At 68.1% G+C, this 21,211-nt stretch carries 14 protein-coding genes and 1 pseudogene; 6 read left to right on the plus strand and 9 right to left on the minus strand.

Annotated features, from left to right (window positions below; genetic code table 11):
* Positions 1–110: 110 nt before the first annotated feature.
* Together WME97_RS46425 and WME97_RS46430 are read right to left on the minus strand one after the other, a co-directional pair.
* Complete coding sequence (locus WME97_RS46425) at positions 111–1,337, minus strand: aminotransferase class V-fold PLP-dependent enzyme (protein WP_437547509.1); 1,227 nt, start codon at positions 1,335–1,337, stop codon at positions 111–113.
* Positions 1,312–3,258 (minus strand): YgiQ family radical SAM protein, encoded by a 1,947-nt coding sequence (locus WME97_RS46430; protein ID WP_437547510.1) that lies wholly within the window; start codon positions 3,256–3,258, stop codon positions 1,312–1,314. The genes WME97_RS46425 and WME97_RS46430 overlap by 26 nt, the downstream gene beginning before the upstream one ends.
* 470 nt (positions 3,259–3,728) lie before the next feature.
* Between WME97_RS46430 and WME97_RS46435 the strand changes: the two genes are divergently transcribed.
* The gene (locus tag WME97_RS46435) at positions 3,729–4,445 is read left to right on the plus strand and encodes an RNA polymerase sigma factor (RefSeq protein ID WP_437547511.1); all 717 of its coding nucleotides are present in this window, start codon (positions 3,729–3,731) and stop codon (positions 4,443–4,445) included.
* Positions 4,446–4,474: 29 nt separating this feature from the next.
* Here WME97_RS46435 and WME97_RS46440 read toward each other — a convergent pair whose 3' ends face one another.
* From WME97_RS46440 to WME97_RS46460, 5 genes and pseudogenes are all read right to left on the minus strand, one after another.
* Positions 4,475–6,253: a right-handed parallel beta-helix repeat-containing protein gene (locus tag WME97_RS46440; protein WP_437547512.1), complete on the minus strand. Its 1,779-nt coding sequence runs from the start codon at positions 6,251–6,253 to the stop codon at positions 4,475–4,477.
* A gap of 437 nt (positions 6,254–6,690) precedes the next feature.
* Positions 6,691–6,819: a hypothetical protein gene (locus tag WME97_RS46445; RefSeq protein ID WP_437547513.1), complete on the minus strand. Its 129-nt coding sequence runs from the start codon at positions 6,817–6,819 to the stop codon at positions 6,691–6,693.
* 128 nt (positions 6,820–6,947) lie between these two features.
* On the minus strand, positions 6,948–9,068 hold the full coding sequence (locus WME97_RS46450) for an FtsX-like permease family protein (protein ID WP_437547514.1): 2,121 nt from the start codon (positions 9,066–9,068) through the stop codon (positions 6,948–6,950).
* A complete protein-coding gene (locus WME97_RS46455; RefSeq protein ID WP_012241252.1) occupies positions 9,069–9,833 on the minus strand; it encodes an ABC transporter ATP-binding protein in 765 nt (254 codons plus the stop codon).
* Positions 9,834–10,060: 227 nt separating this feature from the next.
* A pseudogene (locus WME97_RS46460) lies at positions 10,061–10,201 on the minus strand (Uma2 family endonuclease); the annotation flags it as partial.
* A gap of 264 nt (positions 10,202–10,465) precedes the next feature.
* On the opposite strand from WME97_RS46460, the gene WME97_RS46465 reads away from it, so the two are divergent.
* Positions 10,466–12,109: an ATP-binding protein gene (locus tag WME97_RS46465; protein WP_437547515.1), complete on the plus strand. Its 1,644-nt coding sequence runs from the start codon at positions 10,466–10,468 to the stop codon at positions 12,107–12,109.
* Between the two features lie 163 nt (positions 12,110–12,272).
* Here the strand turns inward: WME97_RS46465 and WME97_RS46470 are convergent, their stop codons facing one another.
* Positions 12,273–13,373 carry an LLM class flavin-dependent oxidoreductase gene (locus tag WME97_RS46470; protein WP_437547516.1) on the minus strand — a complete coding sequence of 367 codons (1,101 nt, stop codon included), beginning with the start codon at positions 13,371–13,373 and terminating at the stop codon, positions 12,273–12,275.
* A gap of 214 nt (positions 13,374–13,587) precedes the next feature.
* Here WME97_RS46470 and WME97_RS46475 point away from each other — a divergent pair, with 214 nt between their 5' ends.
* The 3 genes from WME97_RS46475 (at position 13,588) to WME97_RS46485 (ending at position 16,113) form a co-directional block, all read left to right on the plus strand.
* Positions 13,588–14,025 carry a hypothetical protein gene (locus WME97_RS46475; RefSeq protein WP_437547517.1) on the plus strand — a complete coding sequence of 146 codons (438 nt, stop codon included), beginning with the start codon at positions 13,588–13,590 and terminating at the stop codon, positions 14,023–14,025.
* Between the two features lie 191 nt (positions 14,026–14,216).
* Positions 14,217–15,668: a peptidoglycan-binding domain-containing protein gene (locus WME97_RS46480; protein ID WP_437547518.1), complete on the plus strand. Its 1,452-nt coding sequence runs from the start codon at positions 14,217–14,219 to the stop codon at positions 15,666–15,668.
* Positions 15,669–15,795: 127 nt separating this feature from the next.
* A complete protein-coding gene (locus tag WME97_RS46485) occupies positions 15,796–16,113 on the plus strand; it encodes a hypothetical protein (protein ID WP_437547519.1) in 318 nt (105 codons plus the stop codon).
* Positions 16,114–16,421: 308 nt separating this feature from the next.
* Here the strand turns inward: WME97_RS46485 and WME97_RS46490 are convergent, their stop codons facing one another.
* Positions 16,422–18,701 carry an NACHT domain-containing protein gene (locus WME97_RS46490; RefSeq protein ID WP_437547520.1) on the minus strand — a complete coding sequence of 760 codons (2,280 nt, stop codon included), beginning with the start codon at positions 18,699–18,701 and terminating at the stop codon, positions 16,422–16,424.
* Between the two features lie 716 nt (positions 18,702–19,417).
* On the opposite strand from WME97_RS46490, the gene WME97_RS46495 reads away from it, so the two are divergent.
* A complete protein-coding gene (locus WME97_RS46495; protein ID WP_437547521.1) occupies positions 19,418–20,947 on the plus strand; it encodes a sigma-54-dependent Fis family transcriptional regulator in 1,530 nt (509 codons plus the stop codon).
* The last annotated feature ends 264 nt before the right edge of the window (positions 20,948–21,211 follow it).

A 21,211-nucleotide genomic window follows, 5' to 3' on the forward strand; every position in this document is an offset into this window, starting at 1 on the left:
CGCTCATCGCGATGAAACCTGAGAAAGCCATGCGCTGCAGCGTCTCCGCGCACGGCTTTCTCAGGTCTCATCGCGGCGGCATCGCCCGACGCACCGCGCGCGACGCTGACTCACCTCGTCGCGATCCGCCCGAGCGCCTCGTCGGCCGACAGCAGCACCTGCTCCCACTCGTCGAGCGCGTTGGGCCAGTGCGGCGAGAAGCGCAGCACGCCGTCCGGGATGGCGCAGGCGATCCCGAGGCGGGTGAGCTCGCGGTACAGCTCGACCACCGAGGCGCCGCCCGGTGGCCTCACCCCGAGCGAGCAACCCCGCAGCGCGGGATCTCCCGGGCGCAGGCTCTCCCATCCGCGCTCGCGGAGCGCCTCCTCGAGCGGGTCGAGGAACCGGTTCGCATGCTCGTGGATGCGCTCGACGCCGATCTGCAGGATGAGGTCCACCGCCGCCTCGAGGCCGGCGAAGCCCGCGGCATTGAGGTTGCCGCCCTCGACGAAGTCGGCGCGCTGCCGGATCGGCCGGTCGTACCGGAGCTTGCCCGGGCCCTGGAGCAGGAAGCTCACGGCGTCCTCGTGGCTCAGCCAGCCCGCCACCGCGGGCCGCAGCGACGGCAGGCGCTCGCGGCGGACGTAGAGGAAGCCCGTGCCCTCCAGCCCCATCAGCCACTTGTGGCCGCCGCACGCGAGGTAATCGACCCCGGCCGCCTCGACGTCCACCGGCGTCGCGCCGACCGCCTGCACGGCGTCCACGCAGAGCTCGGCGCCGTGCGCGCGGCAGAGCGCGCCGATCGCCGCGAGCGGCATCCTGAGCCCGGTCTGGAACTGCACAGCGCTCACCGCGACGAGCCGCGCCCCGCGCTCGAGCTCGTCCTCCAGCTGGGCGAGGCCCGAGCCGCTGCCGTCCGCGAAGCCGCCGAGCGGCAGGAAGACGACCTCCAGGCCGAAGATCGCGGCCGCGCGCTGCCACGGGGTCACGTTGGCCGGGAACTCCCCCTCGAAGAGGATCACCCGGTCCCGCGGCCGCCAGGGGAGGCACAGCGCGATGTCCGTGAGCCCGCGCGTCGTGCTCTGGACCAGCGCGATGTCCTCGGCTTCCGCGCCGATGAGCCGGCCGAGCTTCTCCCGCAGGCGGAGCCGCTGCGCGTACCAGGCCGGGAACGCGGCCGCCCCCTGCGCGGCGTAGTCGTCGAGCAGCGCCATCATCGCGAGGCGCACCGGCCGCGACGGCGGCGAGATGCCCGCGTGGTTCACGTAGACGAGCGGCGCGAGGTGCGGGAACAGCCCGCGATCGCCGAGCTTCGCGGTGAACGCCCGATCCCTATCGATTTCGGCGGTGTGTCGCATCGGCTGGCTTCCCCCGGCGCTCCCCGCGGACCTTGGCGAGGTAGCGCGGCGGCGCCCCCTTGCCGGCCGCCGGCGGCACGAGGCAGTGCGGCTTCGTGCCGATGAGATCCCCGCGGCCCGCCTTGATCAAGGCCTCCCGCGCCTCGTCGTGGTGCGCCGGATCCCAGTAGAGGAGCAGCGCCTTCTGGAGCTTCTTCTCGCGCAGGTCCTTGGCCGTGTACACAGGCTCCCGCGTGAGCGGGTCGATCCCCGTGTGGTACATGCAGGCCGCCATCGACATCGGCGTCGGGATGAAATCCTGCACCTGGCGCGGCCTCATCCCGCTCTTCTTCAGGTAGATGGCGAGGTCGACCATGTCCCGCAGCGTCGAGCCGGGGTGCCCCGAGATGAAGTAGGGCACGAGGAACTGGTTCTTGCCGGCCTCCTCGCTCGCGCACCGGAACTGCTCGGCGAAGCGCTCGTAGCTCTCGATGCCCGGCTTCTTCATCTTGTCGAGCACGTCCTTCTTGTTGTGCTCCGGGGCGACCGAGAGCTGGCCCCCCGTGTGGTGCGCGGCCAGCTCCTCGATGAACTCGGGCGACCGCTCCGCGAGGTCGTAACGCACGCCGGAGGCGATGAAGACCTTCTTGATCCCCTGCTCCTCGCGCACCGCCTTCATCAGCTTGAGCAGCGGGCCGTGGTCGGTGTTCAGGTTCTCGCAGACCTCCGGGAAGACGCACGAGAGCCGCCGGCAGGCGTTCTCGATCGCCTCGTCCTTGCACCGCATCTGGTACATGTTCGCGGTCGGTCCGCCGAGGTCGCTGAGCACGCCGCGGAAGCCGTCCATGCGCCGCAGCGCCCGCACCTCGCGCAGGATGCTGTCGGCCGAGCGCGACTGGATGACCCGGCCCTCGTGCTCGGTGATCGAGCAGAACGTGCAGCCGCCGAAGCAGCCGCGCATCGTGACGACCGAGTGCTTCACCGTCTCGTACGCGGGGATCGGCGCGTCGTACGACCAGTGCGGCACCCGGGTGAACGGCAGGTCGTAGAGCGCGTCCATCTGGCCCGTCTCCAGCGGGAACGCGGGCGGGTTGAAGTACACCGCCTCGGCGCCGTGCGCCTGGAGCAGCGGGCGGGCGTTGCCGGGGTTCGTCTCGAACTGGAAGGCGCGCGACATCTCCGCGAAGGCGCCCTTGTCGGCGGCCACCTCCTCGTAGCTCGGGAGGATCACCGCCTTGCCGTCGGCGACGTAGCGCGAGCCCTCGATGTGCTCCCACTCGCCCTTGCGCAGGGGGACGGCGGTGCCCCTGACGTCGCGGATCGACCGGACGGGCTCGCCGCGCCGGAGGCGATCGGCGACCTCCCAGACGGCCTTCTCGCCCATGCCGAAGATGAGCATGTCGGCCTTGGCGTCGAGCAGGACCGAGCGGCGGACCTGATCGGACCAGTAGTCGTAGTGCGCGATGCGCCGCAGCGACGCCTCGATGCCGCCGAGGACGATGGGGACGCCCGGGAACGCCTGGCGGCAGAGGTTCGCGTAGACGATCGAGGCCCGGTTGGGGCGGAGGCCCACCTGCCCGCCCGGCGAGTACTGGTCCTCGCTGCGGACCTTCTTCTGCGCGGTGAGCTTGTTCAGCATCGAGTCGAGGTTGCCGGCGGTGACCCCGACCATGAGCCGGGGTACGCCCATCCGCAGGAGGTCGCTCGTGTCCTGGTAGCGGGGCTGGGAGACGATGCCGACCCGGAAGCCGCGCCCCTCGAGGAAGCGGCCGATGATCGCGGCGCCGAACGCGGGGTGGTCGACGTAGGCGTCGCCGTTGACGAGCAGGATGTCGAGCGCGTCCCAGCCCCGCGCGCGCATCTCCTCCCGGGTCGTCGGCAGGAAGGCGGTCAGGTCGCGGGGGGCGGCGCCGGCGCTTCGGCGGAGCTGGGTGAGGGGCACGGCGCCGTCACCCTACGGGCCGGGAGAGCGGGCGGCAAGGGGGCGGCCCCGGCGGCGGGCGAGGTGCCCGCGTGACCGCGCGACGGCGCCGGGGATGCCCCGCGGGGCCGCGGCCGAGGCCGGCGCGCGGGGGGCCGGCGGGAGGGCGCAGCCCGCGTTTTCCCGGGAGAAACGCACAAATTGCACGATACCCGGCCAGCAGGTCACGGCTTCTGGTCACCGGAGCATCGGATCTCCGGACGCGACATGAGGGCTGGCTCGCGCCACGCACCACCACGACGAGCCGCGGCGTTACACACGGCGTCAGTCGCTGGTGAGCTCATCAAAAAACGCTTCAAAACACGCGGTTTTTGCGCGCGGGGGAGGGTTCCAAAACGACCCGGAAAGAGGGTTCGTAAAAATAATATGTGGAATCACGATCAGATGATGCCCTCCGCGTCAAACATCTCAGCTTCGCTGTGGTGCACGAGGTGGGCGTTCCCTTCCTTCGCGGGCTGCTCCAGGGGTTTGGCGTGGGGGCGAACGATCGCGAGGACGTGCTGCACGACGTCCTCCTCGCCTCGTACCGCAATCTGGAGACCTTCGACGCGAGCCGCCTGCTGCGCGCGTTGCAGGGGCGGCGCGACGAGGACGACTTCTTCGAGGACGACTTCGAGGACGAGGACCACGAGCCGGTGCCGCTCAGCGAGGTGCTCCCGTGGATCGGGGAGGGGCAGCCGCGGCGGGTGTGGGACTCGCTCTACCGGTGGCTCTACGGGATCGCGTGGCGGCAGGTCAGCCACTACCGCGACCGGGCCTATCGGCGCCGCGAGATCCCGGACGGCCTGCGGCTCATCGCGATCTCCGCCGGCGCCGACAGCCGGCCCCGTCTGGAGCAGCGGCTGGAGGCGATGGAGCGGGCCGAGGTGATCGACGCGCTGCTCGCCAGCCTCGACCCGCAGCGGCGGGTGATGCTGGTGATGCACGACATGCTGGACATCCCGGTGGTGGACATCGCCCGGGAGCTCCAGATCAACGAGAACACGGGGCAGAACCGGCTACGGCTGGCCCGGGAGGACTTCCGGGCGGCGGTGAAGCGGCTCGACCCGGAGCAGCGGAGCGCGCTGCGCCTCGGCGACAGGCCGTTCGCCGCCGAGGCGACGACGCGCCGCCGGCCGGCCCCCCGGCGGCGCAAGCGAGGGAAGTGAGCCGGCGCGGCGCGGGCCCCCGCCGCTCGTCAATAAGGGCACGCCAGCACTTCCGGCGCGCTCGTGCCGTAGGTGCTCACGTCCGAGATGACGTTCTCCTCCGGAGAAAAGAGCACCTGCGCGCCGGCCGGCCCCGACAGCCAGCATTGCTGCTGGATGGATCGCGACTGCGCCCCGCGCCAGGGCTCGCAGCGAGCCACCGTGCCGCCGCGGATCGTGACGTCGCTGGCCTCTATCCTGATGCCGGGAAAGGAGCCCGACGCGAAGCGCAGGGCATTGTCGAAGACGAGCAGGTTCTCCAGGGTCACATCCTCTACCCGGACCGAGGTCGCGGGCAGCGTCGTCCGCGAGCTCAGGAGCACGCCGTAGAGCGCGTTTCCCCAGGACCAGACGTCCGAGAACTCCACGCCGGCGCCAGCCTGCACGTGGACGCCATGGCCCCCGTTGTAAGCGAACTTGACCCTCTTGATCAGGACCCCCTTCGGCCGTTCTTCCTCGATCGGGCTCGCGAGCACGACGCCGGAGCCGCCGTTGTGATGAAAGTAGCTGTCCTTGACCACGACGTTGTACGGCGCCGGGCTCGGGATCCCGGGCCCAGGGGAGATCTGGGTGGAGATCCAGAGGCCATGCCCGCCGGCGACCGTGGTGGAGCCGTCGCCGGGATGGATCATGTTGTGGTGGACATGGCAGTTTCGCACGGTCACGTTGGCGGTGATGATCTTGATCCCGCTGGCGCCGATCGGGCCGGTGATGTTCCTGATCTCGCAGTTCTCCACGAGGATGGGCGGCGTGTCGTGGTACCCGGCGACGGAGGACAGGTAGATGCCGCTCTTCGAGAAGCCATCCACGAGCACGTTCCGGATGACGCCCCCGGAGCCCCAGGTGAAGCCGATGCCCTCCAGGTTGCTCGGCTTGCAGGAAGGTAGCTGGGGAACGAGGGGCGAGTAGCGCATGATGACGTTCTCCACCTTGCAGTCCGAGCAGGTGTTCAGCTGGATGCCGCTGTTCGCCGTCCTGCGTGGCCCCTCCGTGGCCACGATCTGCAGATTGCGGATCCAGAGCCCCCGGACCGCGCTGATGACGGTCCCGTCCGGCTTGACGACCCGGGTGACCTGGATGGCCCCGGGGTACTGCTCCGGATTGCAGGGGATCGCCACGAGGGTCGCGGTCCGGGGATCGCCCGGGCTGGCCTCGGGAGACAGCTCCGGCCCCTCCAGGGTGAGCGCGTCATGGTGAGGCCGCAGCGGGGTGCGCAGCACGTAACGCCCGGCAGGGAAAGCCACGGTGCGCCTGCTGGCGCTCAGCGACGCCGCGCACTCGATGGCCGTCGCGATGCCCGGGCTGTCGTCGACGTTCGTGCTGCGGTCGACGGATGCTTCGGCGGAGAAGGGCCATTCCGCCGGCCTCGCCAGGTAGGGCAGGACGTTGACCGCGCCGTCCGGGTCGACGGAGCCTGGCAGGCAGCAGGCCGCCCCCTGGCAAGCATTCAGGTCCTCGTGCAGCGCCCTCGTCCCCGGGCAAACGCCGCTGGCGGGGCAGAAAGGCCCCGTGCAGATCGGCGATTGGGTGGCGTAACCGGGGCAGGCGATGCCGGTCGTCTGGTCTGCCAGGAAGGGCGGCTCGGTGTAGGGCAGATCAAGGCTGCAGAAACCCTGGGAGGACACAGCGCGCTCCTCCGGAGGGGGGTGATATCCCCAGCCCGCCTCGGAGCGGGCGGCGCTGTCCGGGGGCGTCGCTCCGGCTGGAGCGGAGGCGAGCGCGAGCAGGACTCCGAACCAGATCTGCACAAACCGCTGGGCCAATAACACACATACCTCCTCTTGGACGAGGGTCGATCCGTCGATGTCGGTCACCACCAGGGGCAAGGAGCGAGCGCGGAAGTCGAGCGGAGCACCGCCGTGCGAAGGAGAGGCTCACCTCCTCCGGGGTCGCCGCGAGGCGAGCACACCGATGTCCCGCCCTCCATGTCCGGCCAGAGCGATCTTCATGAGCGGGCGCGGCGCGGCGGACCGCCCCGGCGGGCGCGGAGAGCGCATGTCAACGCCAGGGACGCTGGGCGCGTGGGCTCGCCGTCAGCTCCTGGTGCCGCGGGTCAGAAATTCTGCTCGGGCTCTCTCGCGAGCGAAGAGAGATTTCAACGCAAAGGCGCAAAGACGCAAAGACGCAAAAAAAGAACAAAACTCAGGTTTGCGCCTTTGCGTTGAAGCCTCTCTCCGGATCCCTGCCGGACTCGTGGTGGATGGAGCTAGGCGAGGCTGTCCGTGACAGTTACTTTCGAGAGCGAGTCGCCCGTCGCGCTGAACGCGCCGGAGGCACCGCCGCACATGCCCGCGGGGATGTGGTCGCGCCCACGATATGCAACGTGGCTTGTCATGCTGAACGCCTCTGCGCAAGCGCCGTGTCCGAGCGCTTCGCGGCGTCCCGCCGAGGGCGATCGGGGGAGAAGAGCCCGCGACGGCCGGGCGAGTTTCGTGAAGGACGGGCGCCCGTCCCTGCTCGTGGTCACTCGTAGTGGACCGACTCCGCCGCGTTGCTCCGCCCCGCGCTCCGCGCGGGATAGAGCGACGCGAAGAGCGCCACGGCGGTCGCGCCGAGCGCCGTGAACAGGCCGTACTCCGGCGGGATATGGAACTCGACCTCGAAGGTCGACACCGTGCGCAGCGCGCCGAGCGCCGCGGAGCCCAGCGGGATCCCGAGCAGCACGGCCAGCGTCCCGCCCAGCGCGCCCACCAGCGCGCCTTCCATCAGGACCATCCGGCGGACCTGCCCCGCCGTCATGCCGAGCACGCGGTGCAGCGCGAGCTCCCGGCGCCGCGCGTGCAGCGCCAGGACCATCTGGTTCGCGACGCCGATCGCCGCGAGCACGGTCGTGAAGCCGAGGATCATGTCGAAGATCACGAAGTCGCGCCCCGTCGCCTTCCGGCGGATGGCCTCGATCTCGACCCCCGTCTGCATCCGGACGTCGCGCGCGCGCGGCACGTCGGCGAGCAGCTCGGCCCAGGGCGGCGTCGCCGAGCCGCCCCGCGCGGCCGCGGCGCCGGTCTGGGGATCGGCGAGGGCGATCGTGTGTCCGATCGCGGTCACGTACGGGGAGATGACCGGGAAGTCGGACGCGTCGATGACCGCGTACGTGCGCAGGTTGCGGTACGCGCCGGCCGCGTGGACGTAGCCGAGCTCGTCGGTGATGCCGACGACCTCGAGGCGGCGCGTGCCGGCGCGGCCGCCCACCTCGAGCTGGTCGCCGGGGCCGACGCCGAAGCGGCGGGCCATCATCGTGGAGACGAGCGCCTTGCCCGGGCCGAAGCGGCGGGCGAGCGCGATCGGCTCGGCGCGGCCCGTGGCCTCGGCGAGCGCGAGGAGCTCGTCGGCGGGGACGGCGTAGGCGACGTTGGGCCACGGGGTGCGGCTCGAGAAGCGCGCCGCCACGAGGCGCTCGGGCAACCGCGGCAGCAGGCGCTCGGCGTGGCCGAGCGGCTCATCGGGGTAGAGGAACGCGTAGGGCGCGAGGGCGCGGCCGGCCCAGGCCGAGACCTCCTGCTTGAGCGCCGTCGTGGCGATGTGCAGCGCGAGCAGGAGGGCGAACACCATCATCACGCCGCCGACGCTCCAGGCGAGCTCGTGGCCGCTGTGCTCGACCCGGCGCTGCAAGAGCAGGCGCTCCGCGGCCCAGCGGCGCGGCGCGAGGCGGACGGCGAGCGCGCCGAGGCGGGCGACGAGGTCCGGGACGAAGACGATGGCGGCGAGGAACGCCGCGCACGCGAGGCCCGCCTCGAGGACGAAGAAGGCGAACAGCGGGACGGACTCCTGGAAGAACGGGCGCAGCAGGCCGTAGACGAGCACCATGAACGGCAGCGCGAGCAGCGTGACGCCGCGCATGCGCCGTCGCTGCTCGGCCCCGCCCTCGACGAAGCGCGGGCGAAGGGCGCGCGCGATGTCGAGGCGGAGCGCGTCGCGCACCGGGCGCAGGACGCCGAGCAGCGCGGTCAGGGCGCCGGTGCCGCAGACGAGCAGCATCGCGCTCCAGGGCAGGACGATGGCGTTGAGCGGGATGCGCGCGCGGCCCGTGGTCGTGATGCCCGCCTTCGCGGCGAGGTACGCGAGCGGGATCGATCCGAGCAGGCCGAGCGCGGCGCCGCCGACGCCGAGCAGCAGGGCCTCGAGGACGAAGACCGCCGCGACCTGCGGCGGCAGCGCGCCGGCGCTGCGCAGCAGGGCGATCTCGCGGCGGCGGCGCTCGACGGCGACGTTGAAGGTGAAGAAGACGATGAGGGCGCCGACGAGGAACGCGGAGAGCGAGCCGAGGCGGATCGCGGACCGCATGATCTCGTAGTCCTCGTGGGTCTCCTCCTGGGCGTCCTCCGCGTCGATGGGCTGCCCGTCGGGGCGGAGGCCGCGCAGGGTGATTGTCTGATCGGTGAAGACGGGGAGGTCGGGGTTGGTGACGGCGCTCCTCGCCTCGACGGCGCGCGTCCCGACGTCGAGGATGAGGACGACGTTGACGGTGGCCGTGCCGAGGGCGACGCCGAGCACGGCGGCCATGGCGCCGAAGCGGTCGGCGCGCAGGTTGCGCAGGGCGAGGATCCGGACGAGCGGCTGGAGGAGGGCGCGGAGGAGGAGGAGCATTCAGATGCCGAGCTCTTTCAGCCGATCGTGGACGGCGGCCGAGGTGACGGCGGGGCCCGCGAGGGCGGCGTCGTGCAGGAGCAGGCCGTCGCGCATGAAGACGACGCGGTGGGCGCGGGCGGCGTCCTCGGCGTTGTGCGTGACGAGGAGCATGGCGCTGCCGGCGTCGCGGAGGGCGTCGGCGAGCAGCGCCATGATGCGGCGGCCGGTCGCGACGTTGACGTTGCCTGTCGGCTCGTCGGCGAGCACGAGCGCGGGGCGGCGGACGAGGGCGCGGGCGATGGAGATGAGCTGCATCTCGCCGCCGGACATCTGCGACGGCAGGTGCTCGGCGCGGGCGCGCATGCCGACGCGATCGAGCATGCGCGACGCAGCGTCGTGGTCGGGGGCGGCGCCGTCGATGAGGTAGGGGAGGACGATGTTCTCGTAGCCGGTGAGGGTCGGGACGAGGTTGAAGAACTGGTAGACGATGCCGACGCGGCGGCGGCGCAGGAGCGTCCGCCCGTGCTCGTCGAGGGCGGCCATGTCCTCGCCGAGCACGCGGATCTCGCCGCGATCGGGCGACTCGAGGCCGGCGACGCACGAGAGCAGCGTGCTCTTGCCGACGCCGGAGGGGCCCATGATCGCGCACATCTCGCCGGCGTGGATGTCGAGGTCGACGCCGCGGAGCACCTCGATCGGCGTCGCGCCGAGCGCGTGGGACTTGTGGAGGTTGCGGACGCGGAGGACGGCCTCGTCGGAGGCAGGGGTCGAGGGGGTGCTCATGGGCGTGCGCGGTGCCGGGCTCGTCGAAATTACCGCGTGGATGATACCGTCAGGGGGTTCGACGATGCGTGTCTCTCCGCTCACGGAGAGAACATTTCCTGAAGGACGGCGAGGATCGGGCGAACAGAATTGGCCGTGCCTATGGCGATGGCCGGGCGTTTACGGCGCAGCAGCCTGCTACTCCGCCCAGAGCACGGACAGGTCGAGCTCGATGGCCTCGAACGGCACGACGCGAACGCCGCGTGCCGAGGCGCCGGTCGGGGGAACACGTGCAGGGTGCCGCGGACGAGCTCCGCCACCTTGTTCGGCGGGACGGCGCCGAGGTCGGCGTACGTGGCGCGGCGCTGCTTCTCGCCGGGCTGGCCCATGGGCGAAGCCTGCCCGGGGGCGGGGGGCGAGACAAGGCGGTGAGAAGCAGGGTAGGTCGGCGCGCCGGTCGGGGCGGTGACCGGGGCAGGGCTACGACCGCGATCACTGGCGCGAGCCCGAGCGCGTGCGGGTTTCGCTGATCAGGAGATCCGGGAATGCGTCCAAGCGCTCGGGTGGTGTGATCCGGAGCCTCGGTGACGCGCACTGGCACGCGCCCCGTCGAGCCTCTTAAGAATCATCTCGACAAGGATGTGAGGGTGTCGATGCAGACGATCAAACAGATCATCGCGGCGCACGCATCAGAGATCGTCGAAACGTGGGCCAGCGAAGCGAACAGGGCAGCGGCGGCGCGGGGGCTGGCGAGCCCCGAGCTGACGAACATGATGCCCAAGTACGTGCGGACGCTCGCGCGTGGATGGGACGGGGAGGAGGTGCGCCGCGAGCGAGACGAACTCATCGAGACCCATCTGTCCTCCCGCTTGCGTGCCGGCTTCAGCCTCGAGGAGGCGCTGGAAGAGTTCGCCATCCTCGGCCGCGCGATCGTGCGTACCTGGGCCATTGCAGGCGCCGAAGAGCAGCCGAGCCTGGAGGAGATCGATCGCCTCTTCGCCGAGATCCACGCCCGTTCCGTGTTCATAGCGCAAGCGTTCCGGCAACACCTCCTGGAGGACGAGCAAGCCGAGAAGCGCTACCTGCGGCTGCTCCATGACCCGTTCTTGCAGCCTTTCGGCGGAGAGGCGCCCCTGTCGTCGAAGCGTTTGAGGAAGGTCCTCGAGGTCGTCATGGAGTCGATGGACGCCGATACGGCTGCGCTGCTGTTGCACGACATCAGGACCGGGAAGCTGGAGATGGCCGCTTCGGTGGGCCTGGCCGACGAGCCGTTCGTCGAGTACGTGCGAATTGTCGACGCCTCGTCCTTCGCAGGCGCCGTCGCCTTGCAGGACTATGCGATGTCGATGCGCGACGTGGAGACCACGTTGCTCGACGTGCCGGATAGACTCCGGCACAGCGGCATCCACTCGCTGCTCGGCATCCGTCTCCCGCCGCAGCGTTCTCTCATGGGTGTCCTGTACATCGGCCTCCGTGAAAAGCGGACGTTCACCGCCCGTGAGACGCGGCGTATCGCGGCGGTTGGCGAGCGGCTCGCGCTCCACCTCGATAACGCCAGACTCTATACGGAGCTGCTCGAGCAGCTCGGTGCCTTGCGCGTCGCGCGCGAGGCACGAAACCAGTTCGTCTCGGTCCTGGCGCACGATCTCCGTGGTCCGCTGTCGGCCGCGAGGATGGCCGCGACGCTGCTGGCCGCGCAGCCGGACGCGAGCGGGCCGAGCGTCGCAAAGCGGGTCGAGGTCATCGTCCGCAACCTGGATCGGGCGGACCACATGGTGACCGATCTACTCGACGCCGATCGGATTCACGCCGGCCGGCGCCTCTCGGTCACGCTCGAGGAGTGCAACCTGGGCGAGCTCGGCCGCGAGCTCGTCGACGAAATCGCGGTCGATCACCCTGACCGCATCGTGCTGCATGCAGACGAGGGCGTCCGAGGGATCTGGGGTGCCTCGGAGCTGCGACGCGCGCTCTGGAACCTGATCTCGAACGCGCTGAAGTACGGCGCGAAGGACGCGCCGATCGCCGTCGTCATCACGAAGCTGCGGGACGGCGTCGAGATGAGCGTGCACAACGAGGGCGCGCCGATCCCGCCGGAAGCGCAAGAGACGCTGTTCGATCCGTTCATGCGCGCCGCGGGCGAGCACCGCGCACAGGGATGGGGCCTCGGTCTGATGCTGGTACGCGCCTGCGCCGAAGCCCACGGCGGGAGCGTCCATGTGGACAGCGCTCCCGGTCGCGGCACGACGTTCACGATGCGGCTGCCAGTGGACGCGCGGCCGGCCCAGGGCTGGACGTGAGGCGTTCTGCTCGTCTCCCTCGGCCGCCGTATCCACCTGGAAATCTGAGCGTCTTCTCTCGATTGCGTTGAACTTATCCTGTTTGCTGGCCGGGATGTCTCGATGCCGAGCCAGAGTACCATCTCCACGTGGGCCCAGCGGGATGGGAAGCATGACCGCGGAATCAGCCAGGCGGCCGGCGGACGCCCAGGTCGACGAGGCGTGGCATCACTTCATCCTTGAAGTACGAGAACTCGCTGGCGAAGTCGATGAATCCGAGGGTGAGGCCCCGGACGCCCGTGTCACGGATGCGCCGGATCTCCTCGGCCACATGGCCCGGATCGCCGGCGATCGAGTAGTGCCCGTGCGCCGCGGCGAACCGCTGCCGGAACATGGCATAAAATTCCGGGGAGAAGGACTGACAGTCCATCCCGAGCAGCTGCATGAGGTGGTCGGTCGCGGGCCAGTCGGCCATCTTGTTCGAGAAATAGTCGTGGTACTCCTCGGCCTCTTTCCGGGTGGGACGACAGACGATGCAGGCCGTCGTGTACACGTCGATGGAGCGACCCGCTCGGCGCGCCGCCTCCTTGACCTTCGCGACCTCCTCCCGGCACGCCTCGGGAGAGACGAGGATATTGAACAGCAGATCACAGTGCTCGATCGCGAAGGCCCGGCCGGCGCTGGACACCCCCGCGTTCATCAGGGTGATCTTGCCGCGCGGCTTCGGCTCGCCGACGAGCCCGGGCAGGTCGAAGAACCGGCCCCGATGGTCGCCGGGGTCGTTCGCTGTCCACAGCGCGCGCATCACGTCGAGCCATTCCTTCGTGTACTCGTACCGCTCATCATGTTCGCGCAGGGGGATGCCGAACATCTCGAACTCTTCCCTGTCCCAGCCGCTGACGATGTTCAGGCCGACGCGCCCGGGGCCGATGTGGTCCATCGTGGCCAGGTGCTTCGCCATGACGATGGGGTGCACGAAGGGCGTGTGCACGGTCGTGAAGACCTTGATACGCTTCGTGATCGCGAGGACGCCCGCTGCCCAGACAACGGGATCGAGCATGGCGCCCTGAGGGTTGGATTCGCCGCCGTGGCCTTTCCAGCGCGCGAAGGGGATGTGGAACTCCATGCCCGCCGCCTCGGCTGCGAGCGCCAGGTCGCGGTTGTTCTCCCAGGTGGGATACCATCGCTCGGGGACCTTCGACATCGAGTGGCCCGTGCCGTTCGGGCCGAACATCCCGAGCTCCAGATGTCCGCCGTCCCCCGCTGCTCCTGCGATCGGTTTCATAGCTGCTCCTCCGGCCCCCATCGTCTCACGCCCTGCACTGAGAGCGAAAGAGCGCACGCGGCAGAGTGCGGTGCCGTTCGCGCGAGCACCTTGCTGGCCTGACCCACGCTGGGCGATCGGTAGAGCGACGTCCTCCATGGCTCGGGCGCACGCTCCTGCCGGGACAGAATGCAATCCACTCTGCTCTCCAGCGTATTGTGGTATTCTTCGTTACATGAAGACGATGGCGTTCGGAGCGGTGGGCGAGATCTTCGTGCTTCTACAGGGAAAGATGGCGCCGTCCGACGAGGAGTGGAACCTGTACCTCGACGCGATCGTGGCTCATTTTCAGGGGCGTACCCGTACGCGCACGCTGATCGTGACGGACGGCAGCGCGCCGTCTCCGGCCCAGTGGCAGCGCATGATGAGCCACCCATGTTCATCCTTGTTTCGCATGCCGAGCAAGATCTGCCTGGTGACAGGCTCGACATTCGTTCGTGGAGTGGTCCATGGTATGGACACGCCGGAGCTGAATCCGTTCAGTGGTCAATATCAGGTCTTCACGAGAGACCGGCTCATGGATGCGCTGCGGGCGCTGGACGCCTCGCCCGTCGAACAGAGGGAGGCTGTTGCGCTTGTGGACCAGCTCCAGCAGACGCTCGGCAAGAGCTGACGGCTCTTCGCGCCGCGGCAATCGTCCCGACCCGATGATAGAAAGGAAAGCAGTCCCACGATCTGTCCGAAGGACGAATTCGCGGTGCCCAGGGGCCGCGCAACGCAGCTCCGCCTGACGCGCGCACCGGCGGGCGCGGCGTGGTATCCTGGGACGAACCCAGCGCGCCTGGTGATCGCAGGAGGGGACCCATGGGGGACAGCGGGAACACACGGCTCGGCGCCCCCGAGCTCGCGTCGAACGAGGTGTTGAGAGCGGTCGCGGCGGGCGCGGCGACGCTCGCGCAGGGGGCGCACGGCGACGGCGTGCGCGCCTTGCAAGAGGCGCTCGGCGCGATCGGCGAGGCGATGAAGGCCGACGGCTCGTTCGGGCCGAAGACGCACGCCGCCATCGTCGCGCTGCAGGCCGCGGAGGGCCTGCCGCAGACGGGTGTCGTGGACGCCGCGACGATCGCCGCCCTCGACAGGCGCCTCGGGGCGCGGCGTGCGCAGCCGCTCGAGGAGGCCCTTGCCAGGGCCGCGGGGCTCAGCCCGGAGGAGGTGGCGGCGCTCGGCCGCAAGCCGTCCGCGGTCCAGGCGTCCGCCGCGGCCTCGCGCCACGATCAGGGCTATTTCACGGATGCGAAAAGGCTCCCGCGGATCGTGCCCGGGGCCGAGCCGGACCCGGACGCGCCGCCGCCCGCCGTGGACTCCGTCGGCGACAGGCCTGCGACCGCCGCCGCCGGCGCGCTCGCAGCCGATCGGAGCGCGCGCCTCGATGAGGTCCGGCGCGCGCTCGGGGGCGACGCGCGCGCGCTGGCCGCGCTCGACAGGCTGCTGGCCTCGGGCCGGCTGCACGCGGGGGCGCTGCTGCCGAACCTCGCGACCATGGCGGGCATCCGGCGCGACGGCAGGCTCGTTCTCGAGGGCGGCATCGATCCGCACCTCGTGCTCGCGCAGGCGATCCGGCACGTGGACAACCCGCTGCGCGTCAAGCAGGGGGCGCGCCACGGCACCTGCGGCGCGGGGACGATGGAGTACGTCTTGCTGCGCGCCGATCCGGCCGAGTTCACGCGGCTCCTCGACGGGATCACGCGGGAGGCGGGCGAGGTGACGCTCCGCTCCGGCCGCGTGCTCAGGATGCCGCGCAACGCGATCTCGCGCGACGCCTCGGGCCGCATCGACATCGACCGGCTGTTCCAGTCCGCGCTCATGAACCACGCGACCCTGATGAGCTGGATCTTCGATTACGACAACCCCGAGGACAACGACTCGTTCTGGGCTGCTCTGGGGGGCGACTCGCGCGTCCCGCTCGGCAATTTCACGAGCCTGTTCCAGGACATCATGGGCGGCAGTTATACGAGCGTGTCGGCGCTGCTGCGCAGCGGCGCGTCCGTGGCTGATGATGTCGCTGGGGCACTGGGACGCGGGGAGAAGGTGCCGGTTCTTCTGAAATGGGAAGGGGGCTATCACTGGGTCGCGGGCGAGAAGATCGAGCGTGGGGCGGACGGGACGCCTGCCTCGGTGATTATGCGCAATCCGGGGGGGTGGGACAGCTGCCAGGGGAACCCGCCCCGCGCGCCGCTGCCGGAGGGGAGCGGGCGGTTTCGGATGACGTACGCGGATTTCGTCGCGAATATCTATGGTGCGACCATCAGGGGCTGAATCTCGCGGGACGCGGCGAGCGAAGCTCAGCAGGTCGTGGAGTGAAGGCCGGGCCTTCTACGCAGCGATACGTGTTGATGGCGTGGCCTTTCCAGGGGAAGCGGGAGGACGCGATTGGCGGGTTTCAGTGGGCTTTGAAGGGGTCGATGCCGACGTCAATCTGGAGATGGCGGGCACTAATCCCGCGATCTCTGGTCGGCAGGACGATTCCGTGACTGCTCCGGCGGTGCCCTCAGTGGCCATGGAGCAGGCGGCGCTGGCGAACGCTTCCCGACCCGCAGCAACCCCGACCATGCTTCCGGTGAGCAGCCCGCGCCAAGTCATCGTCGCGACCCTCACGCAGACCATCGCCGCTGCCCACACGGCGGGCGACCTCGCGACCGCGCAGATCGCCGTTCGCATCCTCTCAGAGCTCTCAGCGCCCCGCGGGCGACGGCGCAGGTAGCGCCTGTCGTCGACCTCGGGAAAATGCTCATCCTCGTCGCGGAGGGCGAGCAGGTCAGCGAGATCGCACGAAGCCTCGGGTTGCCGGTCGGGACCGCATTCTCACAGCTGTGCAGGGGCCGCATCCACCTCGCCTTGTGCTCAGGCGGTGGCGTCGCTTCCCACAGACCCCGCCTTCCTGGCCAGACCCTGAGCGCGAGCAGGTCCGAGCGAGCGCCCAGAGCTTCGGGATGCCCGTCGGGGTCGCCATCTCGCGCCTCCGTTTTGGCCGCATCTGCCTCGCTGCAGTGTTCACGAGATGATCATATATCATTCTTGCAGGCTTTTCGCCCTTAGAACAAGGGGATCGTTCGACATCTGGGGCTTTCTGATGATTTCTTGTGCCCTGCTTCGCATACCAGCAACAGGATGCCAAACGCGGTCGCCGGAGGACGTGCTGAGAACTGCGAGGCGCTCCTGCGCAACCATGGGTAGCAGCTTGCTAACGTAATGCCTGGCCTTCTGATTTACTCCTCGATTCAATGCGCGTTCCTCTCGGCCATGCCCCTTCTGTACATAAAGCTTGCGCAGTATTGTGACAAGAGTTCGGACTGGTAGTGGTATGTCGCCCTTGTCCATGATCTGTGCATTTGTGCCAATTTCGTCAAAATTGCTAATTTCGCAGTCGATTATCCAAGGCGGCAGCTCTAATGTTGAGCCACATCCTCGAATTTGTCGTATATCGCTCGACCGAATCTCAAAATTTGAGGCAGGGTCACCCGACAGCACGAGTTCCTCGATAGCGCACGTATCTATCTTAAGATCTATGGGGCGCGGCCCTTCCGACAAATCAAATGAATCGATGTTGCCTTCGACAATTGTGAGTCCGTCAAATCGGATTTCCTCGGTCTCTGGCGCAAGCTTCCTGGCTGCCTGAACAAGATCGAGTGCGAGCGTTCCCGAATCCCACTTCTCTGCGGCTTGTCGCGCGATCCCGGCGACGTACGCGGCGGCATTCTGCGGGCGAAGATCTCGAGCTCGCCGGGCTAGAAGGGCAATTCCGATCGATGCAAGGCCGTGCTGCCAAGAGCGTGATTTGGGGTCAATTTCATATGGATTCATCAGAAATTTCGCCACTGCCCCCGCTCGAAGCGAGTCAACGAGCTGTGCGTCCATGAAGCGCCGCGTTCCGCGCTGGGCATCCTGAACTGCTAGACCTGGCAATCGATTGAGTAGGGGACGAGCAGCATCGTCCGGATGTGCGCCCGTCTCGAGCCGAAATGCCTCGGCTATGTGCTCTTCGGTAATAGGACCATAGCCATCACTGGTCCCTCTGGCGACCGATGCGAGAGTCTCGAGCATATTTCGGATGGCCTCCGCGTCGAGCGGCTTCTGGGTCCTCGCTTCCCTCCGGCAGATGCTATCGAGAAGATGGTCCCATGCCGTCGCCGGGTCGCGCTCCTTACCGTCTTTCATCACATCGTCTAGGTGGCCTTGTGCAATGAGTGTTGCTAGAAGCAAAGGTCTTCGAGGAAGCCAATCGGGCAAATCTTGATTGATTCCTTGAGCGGTAAGAAATGCGCGGTACTCATCGTCGGAGAATTCGCCAATGTCGATAATTCGCGACCGGCCGCGCATGTCGAATGCGCTGAGCATCTCATCTCTGGAGTCGAAGAAGTGCGAGCGTCCAGCTACCAAGAATCCAGAATTGCCGCGGACAGCCTTCGCGAACTCGGCAACGAGCTCCACTGCGGACCGTCGTAACTCACGTAACCGCGGCGTTGCACGGGTGTTCCAAGGCGAAGGAGCGATTTCGTCAAACCCATCAAGGAGAACAATGAGTTGGCCGGCATATAGAGCGCGGACTAGCTGAGCGGGTTTATCATACCCAATGCGTTTAGCATGGCGCTCCAGGGCCTCAGAAGGATCCTGCTGACCCCAGTGATCACGCAGGTTGAGCGCTATAGGTACGAGGGCTGTGTGTCCCTTAGTAAGCGCATTTCTTATATAAAAGAATATCTCCCTTATGGTTATGCTCTTTCCCATTCCGAAGTCGCCAAGTAGAACAAACTGTTCGCGGGAAAGTAGTGAATTGGCAACTTGTGCGATTGTTAAAGTTAAGCCATCGTTGTCGCGGATGGCTGTTGGTTGATAGCGAATTCGTGTTGTGCTTGGCGACTCATTGGTGGGGTCCGCCGCGCTGCCGAACGGGGCATTGGCTCTGGCGGAAGTGTACTTCGGACCGTCTATTATTCGTCGCCTGAACTCCTGGAGAGACAAAAGCTCAACGCTGTTCTGTCGTGCATATGTTCGCTGGTCGGCGGTTGGCTCTTTTTGAGTGATCATCCAAAGCTTTACGAGCTTGCCGTGCGATGCCTTCTGTTTGCGGTAGTCGATTAGTTTGCTCAGGTCTTCCTTGAGTTTCTCTAGCTTTGTTGAAGTTGTGCATTCAATGTAATGAGTTAGATCTTCTGAGTGAAATATGCAGTCGCGCTCTCGTCCGGCAAACATTTCTGGTGCACCGTCTCCGGGGTGTGAGTCCCAGATTGCTCGTGCAACCAGTCGTACTTCGGCCTCGAACTGAGAGCCTATTTCGTGACGGTTCGCCATGTTGTTGCTCTCTGCTGACTTTGTCGGCTAATGTTGCTTGTTCTGGTTATTGACGCGAATCGCCGCCGGACGGATACGGCGAGACTGGTTACTCTGGTGTGTCTAATGTTGTGGTGTTTCTTGTTCGGTATTATGCTGGCGAAGCTACCGATTAGAATAGATCGGAAATTGCGGATTACGAGGTGCTGGAGGGGGTCGTGGAGTCGCTCCGGCTGGTAATCCAAAATGTAAATGAGTGCAGTGTGAATGGTCCACTGCATCATGCGGACGCTCGGAGGCATCTCTCGAATTTTCGCCACCCGCCAAGCTCCTCCCATAGCCATCCCGCTTCACAAGGCCATCCGAGATACGGTCCCGTGTCAAGGGGGAGCGGGAGCGCACGATCGGGCAGGTTTGTGCGGGCTTTGAGGGGGTCGAGGCCGACGTCGACCTGCCGATGGCGGGCGCTAACCCCGCGAACTCTCGTCGACCGGACGATTCCGTGATGCTTTCGGCGGTGCCTTCGGTGCCCACGTACGCGGCAGCGCAGGCGGCCCCCTCCCGACCCGATGCAGCCGGGATCGGGCCCCCGGCGAGCAACCCGCGACCGGTCAGGGCGCGCGGGCGACGAACCATTCGCCGCGACGGTCCCGGCGACGCCACGGCGGAACCGCCGAGGCCTCGTTGAATCGCTCTGTGCACCCTTCCCCCCTCATCGTACCCTGCGCTCTGCGGCCATGGATCTCTACCCCTCGCTCCTTCAGATCGTAAGGATCCTCCTCTCAGAGGACGACGACGCGAAGGCTCCCGAACTCGTCCTCCGCCGCGTGCTCGAGGCAACAGGCGCCGACCGCGGCTTCATCGTCGTCCGTGAGGAAGGCTCCTTCGAGCAGAAGTTCGCCGTCCACTTCGACAAGGCGAAGATCTCCGACAAGGAGCGAAAATTCAGCCGCGGCCTCGTCCGGCAGGCCATCGAGACTCGGCAGATCGTCCACCTCTCCAGGGACGCCGACGAGCCGCGCTCCTCGCTCCTCAAGAGCCTCGAGGAGTCGGGCGCGTCCGCCGCGCTCGTGGCGCCCCTCGCCCACGGCGCCGACGTCTACGGCGCGGTCTACGTGGAGTACAAGTCTCGGGCCGCCAGCGACGAGGCGCTCCGCTTCGTCGCCGAGTTCGCCGAGCTCGCGGGGCTCTTCCTCAAGCGGGCCCTCGAGCGCGAAGCGCTGCGCCGCCGGAGCCAGCGCCTCGAGCGCGATCTCTTCGCCCGCTACGATTTCGAGGGCATCGTCACGCAGGACGCCAGGATGCTCGCGCTCCTCAAGACGGTCGCGCAGGTGGCGGACTCGGACGCGACCGTGCTCGTGCGCGGGGAGACGGGCACCGGCAAGGAGCTCATCGCCCGCGCGCTCCACGTGAACAGCCCGCGGCGCAGCAAGGCCTGCGTCACGCTGCACACCTCGGCGCTGCCGGGCAGCATCCTCGAGTCGGAGCTCTTCGGCCACGTCAAAGGCGCGTTCACCGGGGCCGACCGGGATCGCGTCGGGCGGGTCGCGTCGGCGCAGGGAGGCACGCTCTTCCTCGATGAGGTCGCGGAGATCGCGCCCGACGTGCAGGCCAAGCTCCTGCGCTTCCTGCAGTTCGGAGAGATCCAACGCGTGGGCTCCGACCGGACCGACAAGGTCGATGTCCGCGTGATCGCGGCGACGCACCAGGATCTGCCGGCGCTCGTCGAGGCAGGGAAGTTCCGGCGAGATCTGTACTTCCGGCTCAAGGTGATCGAGATCGAGATTCCGCCGCTGCGCGAGCGCGCGAGCGATGTCCCGCTCCTCGTCGAGCATTTCCTCCGCACCTGCTGGAAGCGCCCCGGCGAGCGGCCCCGCTTCACGGAGCGCGCCGCGCGGGCGCTCCGCGAGCACGCTTATCCGGGCAACGTGCGCGAGCTCGCCCACGTGGTGGAGCGCGCGTGCATCCTGGCGACGGGGCCGGAGCTCGACGTGGATCTGCTCCCGTCCGATGTGGCTCAGCCAGCAGGCCCCGGGCCGCTGGCGCCGCGCTTCTCGCGGCTCTCCGCCGACGAGCTCGATGCGGCGCGCGAGGCGGGCGTCGCCGAGCTGGAGCGCGCGTTCCTCGTGGCGCTGATGGATCGGCACGGGGGGAACGTGTCGCAGGCGGCGCGGGAGTCCGGGTTCAACCGGACCTACCTTCAGAAGCTCCTGGCGAAGCACCGGGTCGCCGGCGCAGGCGGCCGGCGCCCTGCCTTCGATGGGTGACGGACGCCGCCGGCCTTTGAACCGCCAAGCCACCAAGGACGCCAAGGGGAGAGGGGGAAGGTGGCCGTCCGGGCATCCCCCTATTCCCCGGTTTTCTTGGCGCCCCTGGCGGCTTGGCGGTTCGCTTCCCCGGCCGACTTCCCGCAGTGGAGCCACCCTACGCTCGGGAACCTGCTGGAGCCCGAATGGCTCACCTACAAGTTCTTCTGAGGAGGCACTTACCCATGCATCGAAGGGGCCGCCTGAACGAAGCAGCCTGCGAGA

This window comes from Sorangium sp. So ce367 (assembly GCF_051520455.1).
GTDB classification, from domain to species: Bacteria; Myxococcota_A; Polyangia; order Polyangiales; family Polyangiaceae; genus Sorangium; species Sorangium cellulosum_B.

What these genes read in the sequence shown, in the direction of transcription:
- WME97_RS46470 (WP_437547516.1), bottom strand. Translation starts at nt 13,373, where the DNA reads ATGAAACCGATCGCAGGAGCAGCGGGGGACGGCGGACATCTGGAGCTC.
- WME97_RS46450 (WP_437547514.1), bottom strand. Translation starts at nt 9,068, where the DNA reads ATGCTCCTCCTCCTCCGCGCCCTCCTCCAGCCGCTCGTCCGGATCCTC.
- WME97_RS46495 (WP_437547521.1), top strand. Translation starts at nt 19,418, where the DNA reads ATGGATCTCTACCCCTCGCTCCTTCAGATCGTAAGGATCCTCCTCTCA.
- WME97_RS46490 (WP_437547520.1), bottom strand. Translation starts at nt 18,701, where the DNA reads ATGGCGAACCGTCACGAAATAGGCTCTCAGTTCGAGGCCGAAGTACGA.
- WME97_RS46480 (WP_437547518.1), top strand. Translation starts at nt 14,217, where the DNA reads ATGGGGGACAGCGGGAACACACGGCTCGGCGCCCCCGAGCTCGCGTCG.
- WME97_RS46475 (WP_437547517.1), top strand. Translation starts at nt 13,588, where the DNA reads ATGAAGACGATGGCGTTCGGAGCGGTGGGCGAGATCTTCGTGCTTCTA.
- WME97_RS46425 (WP_437547509.1), bottom strand. Translation starts at nt 1,337, where the DNA reads ATGCGACACACCGCCGAAATCGATAGGGATCGGGCGTTCACCGCGAAG.
- WME97_RS46455 (WP_012241252.1), bottom strand. Translation starts at nt 9,833, where the DNA reads ATGAGCACCCCCTCGACCCCTGCCTCCGACGAGGCCGTCCTCCGCGTC.
- WME97_RS46445 (WP_437547513.1), bottom strand. Translation starts at nt 6,819, where the DNA reads ATGACAAGCCACGTTGCATATCGTGGGCGCGACCACATCCCCGCGGGC.
- WME97_RS46465 (WP_437547515.1), top strand. Translation starts at nt 10,466, where the DNA reads ATGCAGACGATCAAACAGATCATCGCGGCGCACGCATCAGAGATCGTC.